Origin of the sequence: Cypionkella sp., from assembly GCF_034376685.1 — a bacterium.
Taxonomy (GTDB): domain Bacteria; phylum Pseudomonadota; class Alphaproteobacteria; order Rhodobacterales; family Rhodobacteraceae; genus Cypionkella.
Window position 1 is genome coordinate 47,421 of the sequence record NZ_JAXMJJ010000034.1, and the last position, 19,408, is coordinate 66,828.

Here is a 19,408-nt window from a genome sequence, read left to right on the forward strand (position 1 = left end):
AGCTTATCGGTTTCAAAGGGGCCTGTCAGGCCAGGAATTTCTGCATCAGCACAAGATCCATAAATCGACCGAATTTGAAGCCCGCATCGCGAATGATCGCGATCTCGTGATATCCCAGCGCCGTATGGAACCGCCGCCCTTCGGGATTTTCCCCCGACACACCGGCGATCATCTGATGCGCCCCCGCCGCCTGCGCATGATCCTCGACCGCCGCCATCAAAGCCCGCCCGGCCCCCATGCCGCGCGCGGTCGGGGCCAGAATCACCGTATGCTCCATACAGGTCGCATAGCCCGTGCCACCACGGAATTGATCATATGTCGCAAAGCCTTGCAGGCCGTTGTTGATGTAAACCAGAAAGCAGTTCCGCGCCGCGATCATCGCCCGCAAATCGGCCTCAGTCTTTTCAGCCGCGTTGAAGGTCACCGCCGTGTCGCGGATCCACGGGTTCCACAAAGCCGCCAATGCAGCCGCATCCGCAGGCTGTGCCGCGCGGATCATTCCAGCACGCGCCGCCCATGCGGCGTGCTGAAGCTTGCGCGCATCGCCTTCTCGGCCCCCGGCACGATGACCACACGGCCATCGGCAAACAGGCTTGCAAGTGCAGCATGCAGCGCCGCTGCCTGTGGATGCGCAATCTCCAGACGCTCCAGCCGCACACCGCTTTCCGGCAAGGCCCGCGCCGGATGCAATGTCCCGCCCCATTCGATCAACGCCGGAAAACAGCCGTCAAACGGCAGCTTGCCATTGGCGGGCACCGCCATCTGCCAGCGGTAGTCGCCGCGCTGCAACGCCACGGGAATCCCGACACCATCAGGGCTGGCCGCCACTGCAGCACTTATATTATCACAACATGAAACCCAGTTAGTAAGCCTGGAACTGCCCTGAAAATTGTCTAAATCGAACCATCGCGGCCAAGTTGGCGCTTGTGCAGAAGGGTCAGCCGCGATCACCTCCAGATACAGATCCCCCAACCCCAGCAGCCGATTATGCGTCGCCATATGGCTATGCTGACCGCCCCCCGCCAGCGCCACGCCCAAGGCCGCCTCGACCGCGGCCACGCCTTCGGCCAAATCCAGCGCCGATACCGCGATATGGTCAAACCGCAGCATCACGCCTTGATCCCCAAAGTGGTCTGCGCTTTCAGCGCTTGTGCCAAAGCGTTGAACCGCGCTTCGGCCACCTCACCAAACAGCCCACGGCCTTCTTCGGTCAGTTGCAATTCCAGCTGCCGCGTCGCCGGCTGCCAGAGCAACCGCCCCGCCCGCCCCGGATCGCCAACCGAGAACATCGCGCCAAATCGCATCGCCTTGCCCAGCACTTCCGCGTCCAGCAATTCATCCTCGCGCAAAAGCTTGAACAGCGGCTCCATCCGCGATCCCGAGCGGCTGTTTTTATAGCGGTGCAACAGCGCCAGCCCCAAGAACACCCGGCCCGGATGATCCAGACCGCCCAAATTCGCCCGCGTCGCATTGTCAAAACAGGCCTCGGCGCGGTAATCCGGGTGGGCGCGCCAGGTGGTGTCATGCAGCAGACAGGCGGCTTTGATCAACCGCATCCGCTCTTCGCTGACATCCGGGAACAGCGGCAGCAGGAACTCATACAGTTTCTTGCCAAAGCCCGGAATCCGCGACGAAATCTTTTCCGCCATCCGCGCCGCTTCAATCAGCGGGTCGCGCGCACGCAGTTTTTCCGGCATCTGCTCATACAGCAGCCCCTCGCGGATGCCGTAGGCCGAGACGTCAATTTCCGACGGTTTCAGCATCTTGATCAGCTCGCGCATCACCTCGCAGGCCAGCGGCACCAGCTCCATCCGTTCCACCGAGGTGCCGGTCTTGCTGCGCAACTGGCTCAGATCGCTGGCCGCAATCCAATCCAGGGTTTCCAGCAAGTCATTGGGCATCATGCGATATTCGTGCAAAACCGTCAGCGGATAGTTGCGCCGCTCCATATCCAGCCGTGCGATCACCCGCCACGAACCACCGACCAGATAAATCCGCTCACCTTCCGAATTCAGCTGCGCCTGACAGTCCTTCAGAATGCGGTCGATATGGGCTGCGCGCTTTTTCGGCGTGTCGGCCACCTGTTGCAGCCGGAACGGCCCCAGCGGCGTGGACACTCGTTGCCCAACCGTGCCGCCGCCGATTTTCGCCAGTTCCATCGAGTTGCCGCCGATGTCGCAGACAATGCCCTTGGCATCCGGCCAGCCCAGCAGCACGCCCTGCGCAGACAGCCGCGCTTCCTCGCCACCGTCGACCACCCAGATCTTCAGCCCGGTCTGTTCCAGCACTTCCGCCTGAAACGCCGGGCCATCAGAAGCCTCGCGCGCCGCAGCGGTGGCCACCACCGTCAGCGTCTCAATCCCCATACCCTTGGCCAATAACGAAAATCTCTTCAGCGCCAACAGCGCCCGCCTGCGCCCTTCCGGGTGCAGCTTGCCGGTCTCCGCCAGCCCCTTGCCCAGACCGCACATCAGCTTTTCGTTGTAGAAATAGGCCGGAGACCGCGCGGCCCCGTCAAACACCACCATCCGCACCGAGTTCGATCCCACATCCACCACGCCAACCCGGCTGAGCGCCCGCGCCGAAGGGTCGTCAAACAAGGGGCGGCCAAACGGGCCGTGGTCGTCGTCATGGTCTTCGGTCATAGGTTTTCCGTTCAGGTGTTGAAGCCGCAAATCTTCATGTCTTACCGGCTTCAGGCAAGTTTCTGCACATCCTTCGCGCCCGCCGTGCCACGCCCGGACAGCGAGGGATTCTCCATGAAGAAACGGTGACAGTTGAAAGCGCTGCCGTCCACAGGCGTATGGTCGCGCTTGTAGGCCCCCCCCGGTTGCAACACCCAGGATTGTGACTCATCGGCAAGGTTGGCCGCCATGATCTGCCCGACAATCTGCGCCTGCACCGTCGGGTTGTGGATCTCGACCAGGGTTTCAACCCGCCGCGTCAGGTTGCGCCCCATCCAGTCGGCCGAGGAAATGAACACCCGCGCCTGCTTCGACGGCAGACCGTGGCCATTACCGAAACAGATGATCCGGCTGTGTTCCAGAAAGCGGCCAACGATGGATTTCACCCGGATATTCTCGGACAGCCCCTTGATACCCGGCCGCACGCCGCAAATCCCGCGCACCACCAGACTGATCCGCACTCCAGCCTGAGACGCCGCATAAAACGCGTCGATCACATCCGGGTCGATCAGCGAGTTGACCTTGCCCCAGATCTCCGCCGGTCGTCCGGCGCGGGCATGAATGGCCTCCGCCGCGATCATCTCCAGCAGGCGTGATTTCAGGGTAAACGGAGAAATCGCAAGGTTCTCAAGGCCCTGCGGCTGCACATAGCCCGACAGATAGTTGAACACCCGCGTTGCATCGCGCCCCAAGGCGGCGTCGCAGGTGAAGAAACTCAGGTCGGTATACACTCTGGCGGTGATGGGGTGATAATTTCCGGTGCCGTAGTGGGTGTAGGTCACCAGATTTTCACCCTCACGCCGCACCACCGTGCTGATCTTCGCGTGGGTTTTGTAGTTCATGAAGCCATAAACCACATGCGCGCCCGCGCGCTCCAACCGCCGCGATTGCCGGATATTGGCGGCCTCATCAAACCGCGCCTTCAGCTCGACCAGTGCTGTCACCGATTTGCCAGCCTCGGCGGCCTCACACAGCGCGGCCACGATCGGACTGTCCCACGAGGTGCGATACAGCGTCTGCTTGATCGCCAAAACATTGGGGTCGCGCGCCGCCTGTTCCAGAAAATTGATCACCAGATCGAAGGTTTCATAGGGATGATGCAGCAAAATATCCTTCTGCTTGATCGCCGCGAACAGATCGCCGTCATGGTCCTGCACCCGTTCCGGCACCCGCGGGCTGAAGGTCGGCCACAGCAGATCGGGTCGGCTGGACAGCACCAGTTCCTTCAGATCGGCCACGCCCAAAAGCCCGCGCACTTCGACCATTTCATCCGGGGTGACGCCCAGCTCTTCCATGATCAGCGCGCGCAGCTCGGGCGGTGCGCCCGATGACAGCTTCAGCCGGATCACCTCGCCACGACGCCGCCGTTTCAACGCGGTTTCAAACTCGCGCACCAGATCTTCGGCCTCATCCTCGACCTCAAGGTCACTGTCGCGCAGCACCCGGAACAGGCAATGCCCACGGTCCTTATAGCCCGGAAACAGCATATCCAGATGGATCAGCAACAGTTCTTCCAGCGGCAGAAAGCGATATTCGCCATCCTTGTCCGGCAGCCGCACAAACCGCGCGATCTGCTGCGGGATCGGCAACAGCGCCTGCAAGCTGCGCTGATCGGTTTCGCGCTCCAACTGCAACGCCAGCGAAAATCCGGTGTTCGGGATGAACGGAAACGGATGCGCCGGATCAATCGCCAAGGGCGACAGCACCGGGAACACCTTGTTCAGAAAGTGATCTTCCAGAAACTTCAGATCGCGCACCGTCAGCTTGGAGCGCGTGAGCAAAGTAATCCCCTGCACATCCATCAGCTTTTTCAGCTTGTTGAACACCGCCTGCTGGGTGTGCATCAAGCGGCGTGCATTGGCGTGGATCAGCGTCAGCTGTTCGGCAGCCGAGCGGCCATCCTCGGACAGCGTCTTGTTCTTCGCCCGCACCCAAGCGCGCAATCCCGCCACCCGCACGGTGTAGAATTCATCCAGATTGGTGGCCGAGATCGACAGAAACCGCAGCCGTTCCAGCAGCGGCACCGCCGGGTTGCTGGCTTCATCCAGCACCCGCCAGTTGAAGGCCAACCAGCTGAGTTCCCTGTTGAAAAACCGCCGAGGTCCGGTGATTTCGGCCTCGGGCACCTCAACAGCGGCGGGGAAGTCGTGCTTCAGAAAATCGGATTGGGTCATCGGGCCTTCATGCTACTCAATAGTAACGCCAAGGTGACACTGTCTCACCGACCATCGGTCAAGTCCAGCACCTCAGCGGCCAAGGCTCGCGTCACCGGGCGGCCCAGCGCCAGCGCGCGGGCATCGAGAAACTTCACCCATTCGCGTGCCGCGGCAAAAGAGCGGTCCATCCGCGACACCAGATAACCGATCAGGTTCGGCGGCACCACGATCTGGCGATCCGCGAACAGTTTGATCAGCACCGCCGACAGCAACATATCATCCGGCGGGTCCAGCTGCGCCACGCCCGCCGCCTGCATCCGGCTCAGCAGATCCGGCAGACCCAGACCCCAATCACGCGGCGGGCTGACGGCGGTCACCAACAGCCCCCGCCCCGCCAACAGATTGTGCAGATGAAACAGCGCCACCTCGGCCTCACGGTCGCCCGCGATGCGGTCTGCATTTTCCACCGCCACCGGGCCCTGCGCCAGATGATGCAGATCGGTTTCCAGCAACTTGGCAGCCGAGATCACCTCAGCCCCCGCCATCTCGGCCCAGACATGCGCCAGATGCGTCTTGCCCGCGCCTTCCGGCCCGATCAGCACCAGCTTGCCGCCCGGCCAGTCGCGCCAGGCCTCAACAGCCGCCAGCGCCTGCGCATTCGCCGCCGAGACGAAGAAATCCGCCCGCCGAAACGCCTCCCCGCTGGGCAGATCAAACGCCAGTTGCAAAGTCACGCGTTGTCCTCGTCAACCACCTGCACCACAGGTTCCTGTCCGACCACGCCCTGATACAGCACGCTGCCCTGATACTGCGCCATCGCAAACCGGATCAGCACGCCCATCGCCGCCGCCACCGGCACCGCCACCAGCATGCCGACAAAGCCGAACAGCGATCCGAACACCGACAAGGCAAACATCAGCCAGACCGGATGCAGCCCCACCGATTTGCCGACCAGTTTCGGCGTCAGCACATTGCCCTCAAGGAACTGGCCAAAGCCAAACACCCCGGCCACCAGCCCGATGGACACCCAGTCGCCCCAGAACTGGAACAGCGCCAGACCAATCGCCAGAACCCCGCCCACCAGCGCGCCGATATAGGGAATGAACGTGATCGCCCCGGCAATCGCGCCAACCACCAGCCCAAACTGCAAGCCCACCAGCATCAGCGCCGTGGCGTAAAACGTCCCCAGCGCTACACAAACCGTCAACTGCCCGCGCACAAACGCCGACAGCGCATCATTGATCTCTCCGCCCAGACGCCGCACCACCGGGGCATGATCGCGCGGCAGCATCGCGTCAATCCGCGCCAGCATGTGATCCCAGTCCAGCAGCATATAAAAGGTCACCACCGGCACCACGACGATGAACACCACCGCCGACAACAGGCTCAGCGCCGAGGTCAGCACCCCCTGCGCCAAAGTCGCACCCTTGGCTTGAATCGCCGCCCCAATCTCGGCCAGCGTCGTGCGCATGGTCGAGGTGCTGTCGGTCAGTTCCGGGAATTTCTCGATCAGGAAGCCTTGCAGCCGCTTGGCGATTTCAGGCGCCGCGTTGATCAGCGCGCTGGTTTGCTGGATCAGCGTCGGGATCACCGCCAGCACCAGCAACACCATCGCCAGCAAACCGACCAGCGTGATCACCGTGGTAGCGGCCACGCGGGAAAGCCCCCAGCGCTGCAACCGATCCGCCACCGGATCTAGGAAATAGGCCAAAGCCCCGCCGACCAGAAACGGCAAGATCACCGAGCCCAGCAATAACAGCAGCAAAAACAGCACCGCCAAGGCGATGCACCAGTATTTCACCTGTTCGCGCACCGGAAGTGCCATGTCATCGCCCCTGCTGCCTCGCCCGACATATCGCCTTTGGGGGGACACGTTGCAAGGGGGAGGTCAGTCGTCGTGCGGCCACCCGATCAACCCGTTCGCCTCTTTAAAGGCTTTGAGCGCTCTGCCATAGGTGAGATCGTTCGCAGCGTACTCAAACCAATGCGCGAAAGTGGATGCTTTGATCCTTTGGTTCAGATCAGTGCAAAGTGCTTTGTCTTCCGCACGGAGTGCCTTTCTTAATTCCCCCTTTAACCCTTTCAACTGATCCCGCTCTTCGTCGAGTTCCCAAGAAAGTTTGGTATCCTTGCTCCCGAAAATTTTGCTATGATCCGCTCCCAAATGGTCGATTGCAGACAAATCTGCGGCCGCAACAGTCACACCCAGAATATGTCCGGTGGTAAAGCCATACTCTCCGCTGTTTATCGGTAAACTAAATATTGCTTGGTCAAATCTAGTACCCTTCAAAGTAGCGTCCCAAAACTGGGCAAAGTTCAACAAACACCCCTGCATCCAAGTTCCGGTCAGGTTGGTATCTGATAGATTCGCAGCCTCTAATCTCGACCGCAAAAAAATTGCCCCTGAAAAATTACCGCCACTTAGGTCACAGCCGTCTAAGTTTGTTGAACGCAGGTCCAGACGGTATCGGACATTTTCTTCAAGACAAATTTGTTCTGCCTCGCGGCGCTTTATGATATGGATAACCATCTGAATATCCAAGCGCGGGACTTTACTTTTGAATGGCGGAACCGTTGGATCAAGATTATCCACGCGCGCATTTTCTCTGACGTAAGCGCATAATATTTCCATGACACGCACATGATCGCGGCCTTTGTCATAAGAAACAGAATCCTGCGCGATGCGCTCAAGTGAGAGTATTCCGCCTAGACGCACTTCGATGTTTGGCAGTGACGTTTCGATCGAGCCGCTGCCATCTGGTTTTGGTACTTTGACAGTTTTCTCCGCTCCCAACTGCTCCACCGCCTTGGAAATACGATCCGTCAGATGGCCTTCTTTTTGAAAACCCAAGGCGCGGTGCTTGATAACGGTTGACCAGATCAGGAACGGCGCACCAAGCAGAGCGGTGATCAACGCGCCGGCCCCGAGGTTTGGCGTGCGCGTGCCGTCGTGGAGAAAATATCTCGAATCGTCCCAAAGATTACTGCAGCGGCAGCAATAAAGGCGGCAAGGAACAGCAAACACAGGATGACGCCAATCACTCCACCTAAGCCCCGCGCGGCTGCCCAGTTTGGTGTTGAACTGAACCCCAGCCACTCGAGCAAGTCTTTTGCCGCGGTGGGTCGTTGGTCTTGCTCATTGCTCATCGAAATCACCCGTTCAAGAATGGCGATATTAATCCCGCATCTACAGTTTGGCGCAAGGCGCCCGGTGATAGTTGCGCTCCGGCAACGAACCGAGTCAGCGAGAGCCGTTCACCCCTTATCCACAGAAATCCTTACCAAATCCTTAAATCGCCCTCGCAAGCCCTTGACCTCAAACACATTCCAAATGGTCCCAACTCGGGACCACCCATTTCCTCCACCAATCCTCGCCCAAACCCGCCGCTTGCCTGCCCCCCCTCAACCCGCTAGGAAAGCCCAAACCCTATCTTATGAGGCCTGCGCATGCGCGTTTCCCGTTACTTCCTGCCCGTCCTGAAGGAAAACCCCGCCGAGGCGCAGATCGTCTCGCACCGCTACATGCTGCGGGCGGGCATGATCAAACAGCAGGCCGCCGGGATCTATTCATGGCTGCCGCTGGGTCTGCGGGTTCTGAACCGCATCCAGCAGATCGTGAATGAAGAACAGGAACGCGCGGGCCACATCCCGTTGCTGATGCCCACCCTGCAACCGGCCGATCTGTGGCGCGAGAGCGGCCGCTACGACGACTACGGTCAGGAAATGCTGCGCATCAAGGATCGTCAGGATCGCGAGATGCTGTATGGCCCCACCAACGAAGAGATGATCACCGACATCTTCCGCGCCCATGTCAACAGCTACAAAGACCTGCCACTGACGCTGTATCACATCCAGTGGAAGTTCCGCGACGAGATGCGCCCGCGTTTCGGCGTGATGCGGGGCCGCGAGTTCCTGATGAAAGACGGCTACAACTTTGACGTCGACAAAGCCGCCGCCCTGCACGCCTACAACCGTCACATGGTTTCCTACCTGCGCACCTATGAACGCATGGGTCTGACTGCGATCCCGATGCGCGCCGACTCTGGCCCGATCGGCGGCGATGACACCCACGAATTCCTTGTGCTGGCAGCCACCGGCGAGTCCGAAGTGTTCTTCGACAGTGCCGTGACTGATCTGAAACTCGGCAACCGCGAGGTCGATTACGACAACCGCGAAGAAGTCGCCGCCGTCTGCAAAGAATTCACCACCCTCTACGCCCGCACCGACGAGACCCACGATCAAGCCCTGTTCGACGCCATCCCCGAAGAGCGCCGCAAGGTCGCACGCGGCATCGAAGTCGGCCAGATCTTCTACTTCGGCACCAAATATTCCGAAGCGATGGGCGCCACCGTTGTCACCGCTGATGGGTCCAAAGTCCCGGTCGAGATGGGTTCGCACGGCATCGGTGTCAGCCGCCTGCTGGGCGCGATCATCGAGGCCAGCCATGACGACAAAGGCATCATCTGGCCGGAAGGCGTCACCCCGTTCCCGGTCGGCATCGTCAACCTGAAGCAAGGCGACGCTGCTGCCGACGCCGCTTGCGAGGGCCTGTACAAAGCCCTCAAAGCGCAGGGTCTTGAGGCGCTCTATGATGACCGCGAAGAACGTGCCGGCGCGAAATTCGCCACGATGGATCTGATCGGCCTGCCATGGCGCATCACCGTCGGCCCACGGGGCTTGACGAATGGCGTGGTGGAACTCACCAGCCGTCGCACCGGGGTTTCGGAAGAACTGACGCCCGAAGCCGCCGTCGCCCGCATCGTCGAGATCTACGCAGGCGTCTGAGGTACGGCGAACTCCACCACAGCAGAGCCACGCTTATGGCCCGTCGATGCAAGTCGATGGGCCTTTGCTATGTCGGCAAAGGGTGTCACGCTGTCGATCAACGGGCGGTAAAGCCCGGCCTCAGCCCATTCTGCCAAAGTCAGCATATCTTCGCGCTTTTCCGCGCTCACCCCGGCAATCACCCGATGCCCGGCACGGCGACCGATCAGCGGCGCCGTGATCATCTCGGCCAGTTCCGCCCAAACCCGGATCAGCCGCCCGCCCGGTGCCAGCAATCGCTTCGCCTGCGGATAGGGCAGCGTGCCCGCGCAATCAAGGATCACATCATAGGGACGGAGCGGCAGCGCAATCGGGCCCAGCCGGTAGTCAATGCAGGTCTCTGCGCCAAGATCCTTCAGCGTCGCCAGATTGCCAGCGCTGGCCACGCCCGTCACCACTGCCCCCAAGATGCCCGCGATCTGCACGCCTGCCGACCCCACCGTGCCGGTGGCTCCGGTGATCAGCACATGCTCACCCCGGCGCAATCCAGCCTTGCGGCGCAGAAAATCAAGCGCTGTCAGCCCGCCAAACATCATGCAGGCTGCCTCTTGCATCGAAAGCCTCGAAGGTTTGGCAATGATCTTGCCGTCTTGCGGGATTGTTATCAGTTCGGCATGGCTGCCCATTCGGCCACCCGGAAACACCACCACCGCCTGCCCGACGCGAAAGCGATCTGCACCGTCGCCACAGGCAACCACCACGCCCGCGCCTTCGGTGCCCAGAATGGGCTGACGCGGGCGATGCCAGCCCATCACCAGCCGAAACGGCAGCGCCATGCCCGCGGGCACATCCATGGCCCGCATCCGTGCATCGCCAGAGTTCACCGTGGTGGACAGCAACCGCACCAAAACCTGCCCCGGTTTCGGCACAGGCTCTGGCAGATCGGTGATCTGGATGTTTTCCGGCCCGCCATAGGCGCGCAACACGGCTGCTTTCACGTTTCCCCCTTGCAAGACCGCCTTTGGGTTGTCGGGCTGCTACGGTCATCCTATCTAGAACAGTAAGCAGGCCGTCGCCCGCCGCAAGGTAAGGCCTTCCCTACCCATCCGCAGACAGGAGCATCCACATGGACTATCGCCGCTTGGGCAAATCCGGCCTGAAAGTATCGGAGTTTTCCTTCGGATCCTGGGTCACCTTTGGCAAACAGGTCGATGGCAATGACGCCAAATCACTGATGACCACCGCCTATGACGCGGGCATCAATTTCTTCGACAATGCAGAGGGTTATGAGGCTGGCAACTCTGAGCTTGTGATGGGTCAAGCCCTGCACGGCCTTGGCTGGACCCGCGATAGCTATATCGTCTCATCGAAAGTGTTCTGGGGTGGTGAGAAACCCACCCAGCGCGGGCTTTCCGCCAAACATGTGACCGAGGCCTGCCACGCCGCGCTGCGCCGCCTGCAGGTCGATTACCTCGATCTCTACTTCTGCCACCGCCCCGATATCGACACGCCCATTGAGGAAACCGTGCGGGCGATGCACAATCTGATCACCCAAGGCAAAGTGCTGTATTGGGGCACCTCAGAATGGTCGGCGCAAGCCATCACCGAAGCCCATGCCGTCGCCCGCGCCGCTGGTCTGACGCCCCCGACGATGGAGCAGCCGCAATACAACCTGTTCGAGCGCCAAAAGGTCGAGGCCGATTACGCGCCGATCTACGACACTTACGGCCTTGGCACCACGATCTGGTCACCGCTCGCCTCGGGCATCCTGACCGGTAAATATAACGCCGCGATCCCGAACGACAGTAGGATGACCCTGCCCGGCTATGAATGGCTGAAGGATATGCTGGCCTCTGACGCCGGGCAGGAAAAGCTGGCGAAAACCCGCAGCCTCAGCGATCTCGCCGCCAAAGCAGGCCTACCCTTGACGCATCTGGCGCTGCTGTGGTGCTTGGCCAATCCGCGCGTGTCCACCGTGATCTTGGGGGCCTCGCGCGCCAGCCAGTTGACCGATAACCTCGCCGCGCTGAAATCCAAGGCCAAACTGACGCCCGAGGTGATGGCCGAGATTGAGACGATCATGGGGAATAAACCGGCAAGCCCGCAACGGTTCTAGGTTGACGATCCTGCCAACTGCGGGAACTCTGCGCCGAAGTCGAGGGGCTGTCTGCCCCCCACGGATTTGCCAAGCAAATCCTCCCCCCGAGGATATTTGAGCACAGAGGATGACCATGACCAAAGCGCTGATCACATGGGGCGGCTGGGACGGCCACCAGCCGGACAAGGTTGCGGCGTTCTTCGCCGAGGAGTTGCGCGCGGCGGGGATGCAGGTGGAGGTGACGGATAGCCTAAGCTGTTTCGATGATCCGGGCCGCTTGGCCGATCTGAGCCTGATCGTTCCAGTCTGGACGATGAGCAGTATCGAAAAGCACCAATCCGAGAACGTCGCCGCTGCGGTGGCCGCAGGCGTCGGTCTGGCGGGCTGTCATGGCGGCATGTGCGATGCGTTCCGCACCGATGTGCTCTGGCAGTTCATGACCGGCGCGCAATGGGTGGCGCATCCGGGCAATGACGGGGTGACTTACCGGGTCCGCATGGTCTCCGATGATCCGCTGGTAGCAGGCATCGCAGATTTTGACGTCGCGACCGAGCAGTATTACCTGCACATCGACCCCGCTGTCCGCGTCCATGCCGTTTGCGATTTCCCGGTGGTGGCAGGCCCGCATAGCCCCAACGGCCCGGTGGCAATGCCCATCGTGTTCTCAAAACTCTGGGGCCAAGGCCGGGTTTATTACAACGCCTTGGGCCATCAGACCGATGTGATCAACCACGGCCCCGCCCGCGAATTGCTGCGGCGCGGGCTGCTCTGGGCCGCAAAACAGGAGGGGTGAATGTCGTTCCAAGCCTATCTGGACAATATCCAAGCCAAGACCGGGAAATCCCCGGCCGATTTCAAAGCCCTCGCACAAGCGAAAGGCTTCGCCACCGAGGGCGGCATCGCGGCAGGCGTCAAAGCCACCCAGATCACCGACTGGCTGAAAGCCGAGTTCGATCTGGGCCACGGCCATGCGATGGCAATCTTCGCGCTGTTGAAGGGCAAGACAAGCTGATGAACCTTCAATGGGTTTTTCTAAGCGGCTTTGCTGCCGCGGTTTTCAACGTCTTGGCAATTTTTGGCACCGCTCAGTATCGTATTCCGATGCGTATTGGGGCTGTGATCAGTGCGTTGGCTTTCGCCGGGTTTTTAGCAGGCCCGCCGGTAGATCAGTTCGCCGGGGCAATAGTCATGATCGCGCTGATACTGGGCGGCGCATATCTATGGCTCCGGCACTAAGACGGTTTGCGGTATTCTAGGCAAGGCAGAGCAACCGCTCCGCCTTGCCATTCACATTAGCGCAAATATCCCCGCCGGAGGCTTCGACTTAACTCCGCGCGCTTCGGATCAGATCAAGAATATCCTTGGCCGCCTCTGGGATATTGGTGCCCGGCCCAAAAATCGCCTTCACCCCGGCGTCATAGAGGAACTGGTAATCCTGCTGCGGAATAACCCCGCCGCAGATCACCAGAATCTCGCCTGCCCCGGCATCGCGCAACGCCTGCACCAGTTTCGGTGCCAGCGTCTTATGCCCGGCCGCCTGCGAGGAAATCCCCACCACATGCACATCATTGTCGATGGCATCCTGTGCGGCCTCGGCAGGCGTCTGGAACAAAGGCCCGACATCAACGTCAAATCCAATGTCGGCAAACGCCGTCGCGATCACCTTGGCCCCGCGATCATGGCCATCCTGCCCCATCTTCACCACCAACATGCGCGGGCGGCGGCCCTCTTCCTCGGCAAACTTCTCGACATCGGCCTGAATGGCGGCAAAGCCCGCATCGCCCTCATAGGCCGCGCCATAGACCCCGGCGAGGGTTTTGACCTCGGCGCGGTGCCGCCCAAACACTTTCTCCATCGCCATGCTGATTTCCCCCACCGTTGCCCGCGCCCGCGCTGCCTCGACCGCCGCTGCGAGCAGGTTGCCGTCATGGCCCGCGATCCGGGTCAACTCATCCAACGCCGCCTGCGCCTTGGCCTCGTCCCGCGCCGCCCGCGTCGCACGCAGCCGTTCGATCTGGCTGAGCCGCACTGCGACGTTATCAATGTCGAGAATGTCGATCGCATCCTGCTTGGCGAGCTTGTATTTGTTCACCCCGACCACAACCTCATCGCCGCGATCAATCGCCGCCTGCCGCCGCGCCGCCGATTCCTCAATCCGCAGCTTTGGCATCCCCGAGGCGACCGCCTTGGTCATCCCGCCCATCGCCTCGACTTCTTCGATCAGCTTCCAGGCTTCTTCGGCCAAGGAATGCGTCAGGCTTTCGACGTAATACGACCCCGCCAAGGGATCGACCACATGGGTCACCCCGGTTTCTTCCTGCAAGATCAACTGGGTATTGCGCGCGATCCGGGCGCTAAACTCCGTGGGCAGCGCAATGGCTTCGTCCAACGCATTGGTGTGCAGCGACTGCGTGCCGCCCAGAACCGCCGACATCGCCTCATAAGCGGTGCGGATGACGTTGTTGTAGGGATCGGCCTCTTGCAGGCTGACGCCAGAGGTCTGGCAATGCGTCCGCAGCATCGAGGAGCCCAGCTTTTTCGGCGCAAATTCCGACATGATCCGGTGCCACAGCAACCGCGCCGCGCGCAGCTTCGCCGCCTCCATGAAAAAATTCATCCCGATCGCGAAGAAGAAACTGAGGCGGCCTGCGAAATCATCCACGTTCATCCCGCGCGCCAGCGCCGCCCGGACATATTCGCGCCCATCGGCCAGAGTATAGGCCAATTCCTGCACCAAATTCGCCCCGGCTTCCTGCATGTGGTAGCCGGAGATCGAGATCGAATTGAACTTCGGCATATGCGCCGAGGTATATTCAATAATGTCCGCAATGATCCGCATCGAGGGTTCCGGCGGATAGACATAGGTGTTGCGCACCATGAATTCCTTCAGAATATCGTTCTGAATGGTGCCCGACAGCAGCGAGCGGTCCACGCCCTGCTCCTCACCCGCAACAATGAAAGACGCCAAAATCGGGATCACTGCCCCGTTCATCGTCATGGAAACGCTGACCTTATCCAACGGAATCCCATCGAACAGGATCTTCATATCCTCGACAGAATCAATCGCCACCCCGGCCTTGCCAACATCGCCCTCAACCCGCGGGTGATCGGAATCGTAGCCGCGATGCGTCGCCAGATCGAAGGCAACCGAGACCCCCTGCTGTCCCGCCGCCAGGTTTTTACGGTAAAACGCGTTGCTGGCCTCCGCCGTCGAGAACCCGGCATACTGCCGAATGGTCCAGGGCCGCCCGGCATACATCGTCGCCTTCACCCCACGGGTGAACGGCGCGAAGCCCGGCATCTCGCCCATTTGCGGCAGGCCTTCGACATCAGCGGCGGTATAAAGCGGCTTCACCGCGATGCCTTCCAGCGTATCCCACGTCAGGCTAGCTGGGTCGCCGCCCTTCATTTCCTTCGCGGCCAAAGCCGCCCATGCGTTCAGATCAGTCATGCTCTGCTCCCTTGCAGCCAACGCGGGCCAGCGCGGGCAATGCGGTTATTCCAGAAAATCCTCGGCCACCGGAATGCGGCCAAAGGCGATTTTCGCGCCGGTATAGGCGACGTAATGCGGTGGCAATTCGCCAAAGCGCACGGTGTTCTGACCGTAGCGCAGGTTCAAACGGTCGATGGCGCGACACAGGTCCACGGGGGCTTCTTCCTGCGACGCGGGCATGTCGAACAAATCGCCCGTCGCTTGCCCCAACGGCAGCAACCCGCCCAGCATCACATTCACCGCCTTGATCCGTCCACGCGGCAGCTTCGCCCAATAGCGATCCAGCGTTTCCAACAGGAAAAATGTATCCTGCGTGGCGCGGATTTGCCCATCCGTGCTGGGGTGTCCGCCATCGCGCAGCCGCAGCGACAGATGCAAACTGCGCGCCAAAAAGCCCTCGCGCCGCAGCCGCGCAGCCGCTTTCACCAACAGCCGCCGCGCCACCAGCCGCGCGCCCTCGGGCGTGGCATTGCCCCCGGTCAGCACCTGCCCGTGGCCAATCATACCGCGCTGGGTTTCGGGCCAGATCACCACCTCGCCGCGCAATTCGCGCACAAACCGCTCGCCGGTGACCGAGCCCCAGATCGCCCGCGCCCGCTTTGGGTCCAGCGCATAAAGGGCCCGCACATCCGGCACTCCCGCCGCCAGCAAGCGATCCCGCATCCGCGAAGAAATCCCCGGCAGATCGTCCAGTGCCAGATGCGCGATCCGGTCCGGCAGAATCTCCGGCAACAGCCAATGCAGGCCGCCCGGCTTCTCCAACCCCGCCGCCAGTTTCGCCAGCAGCCGCGTTGGAGCCAAACCCACCGAGCAGCGCAACGCCGGATTCACCTGTGCCAGCACCACCGCTTGCAGCGCCCGCCCGATCTCCACCGCCTTCGCCAATTCTTGCTGCGATCCCATCAACAGACAGGAACATTCGTCGATCGAGAACACCCGATGCACCGGCAAAACCGTGTCCACCGCGCGCAAGATCGCATGATGATAGCGCACGCAGATGTCGTGCTTCACCGGGCGAAACACGATGCCGGGGCACAAAGCGCGCGCCTCGTCCTGCCGCGTCCCCATACCGACACCACAGCGCTTCGCCTCGATGCTGGCCGCAATGCAGGCGGTGTTCTGCCCCTCGCCCGTCAGCACCCCCACCGGCCTGCCCATCAAGGCAGGCTCCTCGGCTTGGGCGACCGAGGCGTAAAAGCTGTTCATATCGAAGAACAGGGTGGAGACGCGCGCAGACATCTGGCCTCGAGTCGGGGGTGCGGAAACAAGCCTTCAGACTAGAACAAAATGCGAACATTTGTCGAGTCTCGCTTGCCTTTGATCGCCCCCGACCTGCCACCTATTCAAACTCCATGATGACTTCGTCGACCTTCAGGCTGCTGCCCGCCACCGCCTTCACCGCTTTGACCACGCCCTTGCGCTCGGCTTTCAGGATGTTTTCCATCTTCATCGCCTCAACCGTCGCCAAAGCCTGTCCCTCCTGCACCTCATCGCCAACTTCGACCATGATCTTGGCGATCAGGCCGGGCATCGGACACAGCAGGAATTTCGAGGTATCGGGCGGCAGTTTCTCGATCATCAGCTTGGCCAATTCTGCCTGCCGTGGCGTGCGCACATGCGCTTTCAGATCAGCACCGCGCAAGCGCAGCCGGAAGCCGCCCGAGATCTTGCCGACCTTCATCACCAAAGGCGCGCCATCGACCATCATGCTGGCCAAGGCCTGCCCCGGCACCCAAGCGGAGGTCACCCGCAAGCTGCGGCCATCGTCCAGCGTCACCGTCGATCCCGCCGGGTCAGCCGCGATTTTCACCACATGTTCAACACCTTGCAGCGTCACCACCCAGTCATCGCCCACCCTGCGCTCGTGGTTGTCCATCGTGCCGCTGATGCGGGTGCGCCGGATTTCCGCCACCCGGTTCATTGCGGCAGCCGAAGCCGCAACCCGTGCCAGCGTATCCGCATCCAGCGTGGCACCTTGGAAGCCATCGGGATATTCCTCGGCAATGAACGCCGTGGTGATATTGCCAGATTGAAAGCGCGGATGCTCCATCACAGCACCCACAAAGGGCAGGTTGTGGCCGATGCCTTCGACCTCGAACGTATCCAAGGCCAGACGCATTTCCTCAATCGCATCCGCCCGCGTCGGCCCCCAGGTGCACAGCTTGGCGATCATCGGGTCGTAGAACATCGAAATCTCGCCGCCCTCAAACACCCCAGTGTCATTGCGCACGATGCCACCGCGCGGCGTGGCGCCTTCAACCGGGGGCCGATAACGGGTCAGACGACCGATGGAGGGCAGGAAGTTGCGGTAGGGGTCTTCGGCATAGAGACGGCTTTCCATCGCCCAACCGTTGATCTTCAGATCGTCCTGCTTGAATGGCAAAGCCTCGCCATAAGCCACCCGGATCATCTGTTCGACCAGATCAACCCCGGTGATCAACTCCGTCACCGGATGTTCCACCTGCAACCGGGTGTTCATCTCAAGAAAATAGAAATTCCGGCTGCCATCAACGATAAATTCCACCGTCCCGGCAGAAGTATAGCCCACCGCGCGGGCCAAAGCGCAGGCCTGCTCACCCATCGCTTTGCGCGTCGCTTCGTCCAGAAACGGCGAGGGTGCTTCCTCGATCACCTTCTGGTTCCGGCGCTGGATCGAGCATTCGCGCTCGTGCAGATAGACGATATTGCCGTGCTTATCCCCAAGCACCTGAATCTCAATATGGCGCGGTTGGGTCACGAATTTCTCGATGAAAATCCGGTCATCGCCAAAACTCGCCGCCGCTTCGTTCTTTGACGACTGAAAGCCCTCACGCGCTTCGGCATCATCCCAAGCGATCCGCATGCCCTTGCCGCCACCGCCTGCCGAGGCCTTGATCATCACCGGATAGCCGATCTCGCTCGCGATTTTCACCGCATGTTCGGCGTCATCAATCAGCCCCATATGCCCCGGCACGGTCGAAACCCCCGCCGCCATCGCCAGCTTTTTCGAGGTGATCTTATCGCCCATCGCCTCAATCGCAGGCGAAGGCGGCCCGATGAACACCACACCCGCCGCCTCCAGCGCCGCCGCGAAGTTCATGTTTTCAGACAGGAACCCATACCCCGGATGCACCGCTTCTGCGCCGCTCGCCTTCACCGCCGCCATGATCTTCTCAATCACAATATAAGACTGCGCCGCAGGCGACGGCCCGATATGAATGGCCTCATCCGCCATCTTCACATGCAACGCACCCCGGTCGGCATCGGAATACACCGCCACCGTCTTGATCCCCATCTTGCGGGCGGTTTTGATCACACGACATGCGATCTCGCCCCGATTGGCGATCAGGATTTTCTTAAACATAGCTCTCTCCCCTTCGCATCCGGCCAATTTTCAAAAGCTGGGCGATGCACAAAACAAAACGGCCAGCCGAGGGAACACCCCGACTGGCCGTCATAGCGCTAGCCGCGTAAGCGGCTATTAGATCAGTAGCAGGGCGGCAGACCGAGGTTGACGCCGCAGGTTGCAGCGCCCGCAAGGCCGCCGATGACCGCACCGGTGACTGCATTGTTATCGGTGACATCGGCAATAGCCGCACCCGCCGCAGCCCCTGCCAGCCCGCGCGATGCCGGGTCTTGCAGACAGCCAGCCAGCGGCATGGTGAGAAGGGCGATAAGAAGGAGAGATTTCCGCATTTTGAACTGCCTCTTTTGCTTGTTGTTCTGCGCACAGATTCTACTGTTTCCAGCAGCGATGCAAACTGAAAAAAGCACGTCCGCGCGCAACTGGCAACAAGCCGCCAAAGCGGTGCCGCACCTGATGCAAAAAAAGGCCTGACCCCGTCGGAGTCAGGCCAGAGGGTAGGGAAAGGGTAACAGTCTTGCCCAAGACGACGCGGTGCAAGCATCGCCTCAAGCACAGAGTGATCATCGCGCAAGCCCGCGTCTGGCGCAAAGCCTGTTTCGCCCCGCCCGAAGGCCTGCGCGAATTGCTGCCAAGATGCCAAAGACTTGCGCGGAATCATGCCTAGTCCTGATCCTCGTCGTCATCCCAATCGCCAAAATCCATCGGCTCGGCATCTTCAGCGAAGATCTCCGGGAAGGACACTTGTGCGACTTTGAGGTTGATCTTCAGAAGCGCGTCATAAGACGCCGGGTTGAACGGGTCTTCGGCGGGCACCACCTCGCGGCCAAACAGCCACGACAGCCGGCCCGCATCCAGATTGCCGCGCTC

Annotated in this window: 18 protein-coding genes and 1 pseudogene; 5 read left to right on the forward strand and 14 right to left on the reverse strand. The window is 61.0% G+C overall.

Annotated elements, in window-relative coordinates:
• Positions 1-25: 25 nt before the first annotated feature.
• The 8 genes from U1A24_RS07695 to U1A24_RS07730 form a co-directional block, all read right to left on the reverse strand.
• Positions 26-499: an N-acetyltransferase family protein gene (locus U1A24_RS07695; protein WP_322321395.1), complete on the reverse strand. Its 474-nt coding sequence runs from the start codon at positions 497-499 to the stop codon at positions 26-28.
• Positions 496-1,110, reverse strand: a complete 615-nt coding sequence (locus U1A24_RS07700) for a VOC family protein (RefSeq protein ID WP_322321396.1) — start codon at positions 1,108-1,110, stop codon at positions 496-498. Before U1A24_RS07700 ends, U1A24_RS07695 begins: the two co-directional genes overlap by 4 nt.
• A complete protein-coding gene (locus U1A24_RS07705; protein ID WP_322321397.1) occupies positions 1,110-2,645 on the reverse strand; it encodes a Ppx/GppA family phosphatase in 1,536 nt (511 codons plus the stop codon). Before U1A24_RS07705 ends, U1A24_RS07700 begins: the two co-directional genes overlap by 1 nt.
• A 50-nt stretch (positions 2,646-2,695) precedes the next feature.
• Positions 2,696-4,858 (reverse strand): RNA degradosome polyphosphate kinase, encoded by a 2,163-nt coding sequence (locus U1A24_RS07710; protein ID WP_322321398.1) that lies wholly within the window; start codon positions 4,856-4,858, stop codon positions 2,696-2,698.
• A gap of 44 nt (positions 4,859-4,902) precedes the next feature.
• The gene (locus tag U1A24_RS07715) at positions 4,903-5,574 is read right to left on the reverse strand and encodes a chromosomal replication initiator DnaA (protein ID WP_322321399.1); all 672 of its coding nucleotides are present in this window, start codon (positions 5,572-5,574) and stop codon (positions 4,903-4,905) included.
• A complete protein-coding gene (locus tag U1A24_RS07720) occupies positions 5,571-6,665 on the reverse strand; it encodes an AI-2E family transporter (protein WP_322321400.1) in 1,095 nt (364 codons plus the stop codon). Before U1A24_RS07720 ends, U1A24_RS07715 begins: the two co-directional genes overlap by 4 nt.
• A gap of 63 nt (positions 6,666-6,728) precedes the next feature.
• A complete protein-coding gene (locus U1A24_RS07725) occupies positions 6,729-7,754 on the reverse strand; it encodes a pentapeptide repeat-containing protein (protein ID WP_322321401.1) in 1,026 nt (341 codons plus the stop codon).
• Positions 7,751-7,987 carry a hypothetical protein gene (locus U1A24_RS07730; RefSeq protein ID WP_322321402.1) on the reverse strand — a complete coding sequence of 79 codons (237 nt, stop codon included), beginning with the start codon at positions 7,985-7,987 and terminating at the stop codon, positions 7,751-7,753. Before U1A24_RS07730 ends, U1A24_RS07725 begins: the two co-directional genes overlap by 4 nt.
• A gap of 300 nt (positions 7,988-8,287) precedes the next feature.
• On the opposite strand from U1A24_RS07730, the gene proS reads away from it, so the two are divergent.
• Entirely contained in the window at positions 8,288-9,625 is a 1,338-nt protein-coding gene (gene proS / locus U1A24_RS07735) for a proline--tRNA ligase (protein WP_322321403.1), read from the forward strand.
• Here proS and U1A24_RS07740 read toward each other — a convergent pair.
• Positions 9,610-10,602 (reverse strand): NAD(P)-dependent alcohol dehydrogenase, encoded by a 993-nt coding sequence (locus U1A24_RS07740; protein WP_322321404.1) that lies wholly within the window; start codon positions 10,600-10,602, stop codon positions 9,610-9,612. The genes proS and U1A24_RS07740 overlap by 16 nt on opposite strands.
• A 128-nt stretch (positions 10,603-10,730) precedes the next feature.
• Between U1A24_RS07740 and U1A24_RS07745 the strand changes: the two genes are divergently transcribed.
• The 4 genes from U1A24_RS07745 to U1A24_RS07760 all read left to right on the forward strand — a co-directional run bounded on the left by U1A24_RS07745 (position 10,731) and on the right by U1A24_RS07760 (position 12,938).
• A complete protein-coding gene (locus U1A24_RS07745; protein ID WP_322321405.1) occupies positions 10,731-11,720 on the forward strand; it encodes an aldo/keto reductase in 990 nt (329 codons plus the stop codon).
• A 115-nt stretch (positions 11,721-11,835) separates the two neighbouring features.
• Entirely contained in the window at positions 11,836-12,495 is a 660-nt protein-coding gene (locus U1A24_RS07750; RefSeq protein WP_322321406.1) for a ThuA domain-containing protein, read from the forward strand.
• Positions 12,496-12,714, forward strand: coding sequence for a DUF4287 domain-containing protein (locus tag U1A24_RS07755; protein ID WP_322321407.1), 219 nt, complete (start codon positions 12,496-12,498; stop codon positions 12,712-12,714).
• Positions 12,714-12,938, forward strand: a complete 225-nt coding sequence (locus U1A24_RS07760) for a hypothetical protein (RefSeq protein ID WP_322321408.1) — start codon at positions 12,714-12,716, stop codon at positions 12,936-12,938. The genes U1A24_RS07755 and U1A24_RS07760 overlap by 1 nt, the downstream gene beginning before the upstream one ends.
• A gap of 88 nt (positions 12,939-13,026) precedes the next feature.
• Here U1A24_RS07760 and scpA read toward each other — a convergent pair whose 3' ends face one another.
• The 5 genes and pseudogenes from scpA to U1A24_RS07785 all read right to left on the reverse strand — a co-directional run.
• Positions 13,027-15,153: a methylmalonyl-CoA mutase gene (gene scpA, locus U1A24_RS07765; RefSeq protein WP_322321409.1), complete on the reverse strand. Its 2,127-nt coding sequence runs from the start codon at positions 15,151-15,153 to the stop codon at positions 13,027-13,029.
• Between the two features lie 45 nt (positions 15,154-15,198).
• Positions 15,199-16,434: a type VI secretion protein ImpB gene (locus tag U1A24_RS07770; protein ID WP_322321410.1), complete on the reverse strand. Its 1,236-nt coding sequence runs from the start codon at positions 16,432-16,434 to the stop codon at positions 15,199-15,201.
• Between the two features lie 100 nt (positions 16,435-16,534).
• Positions 16,535-18,538 (reverse strand): acetyl/propionyl/methylcrotonyl-CoA carboxylase subunit alpha, encoded by a 2,004-nt coding sequence (locus tag U1A24_RS07775; protein WP_322321411.1) that lies wholly within the window; start codon positions 18,536-18,538, stop codon positions 16,535-16,537.
• A gap of 122 nt (positions 18,539-18,660) precedes the next feature.
• The gene (locus U1A24_RS07780; RefSeq protein WP_322321412.1) at positions 18,661-18,870 is read right to left on the reverse strand and encodes a hypothetical protein; all 210 of its coding nucleotides are present in this window, start codon (positions 18,868-18,870) and stop codon (positions 18,661-18,663) included.
• 331 nt (positions 18,871-19,201) lie between these two features.
• A pseudogene (locus U1A24_RS07785) lies at positions 19,202-19,408 on the reverse strand (hypothetical protein); the annotation flags it as partial.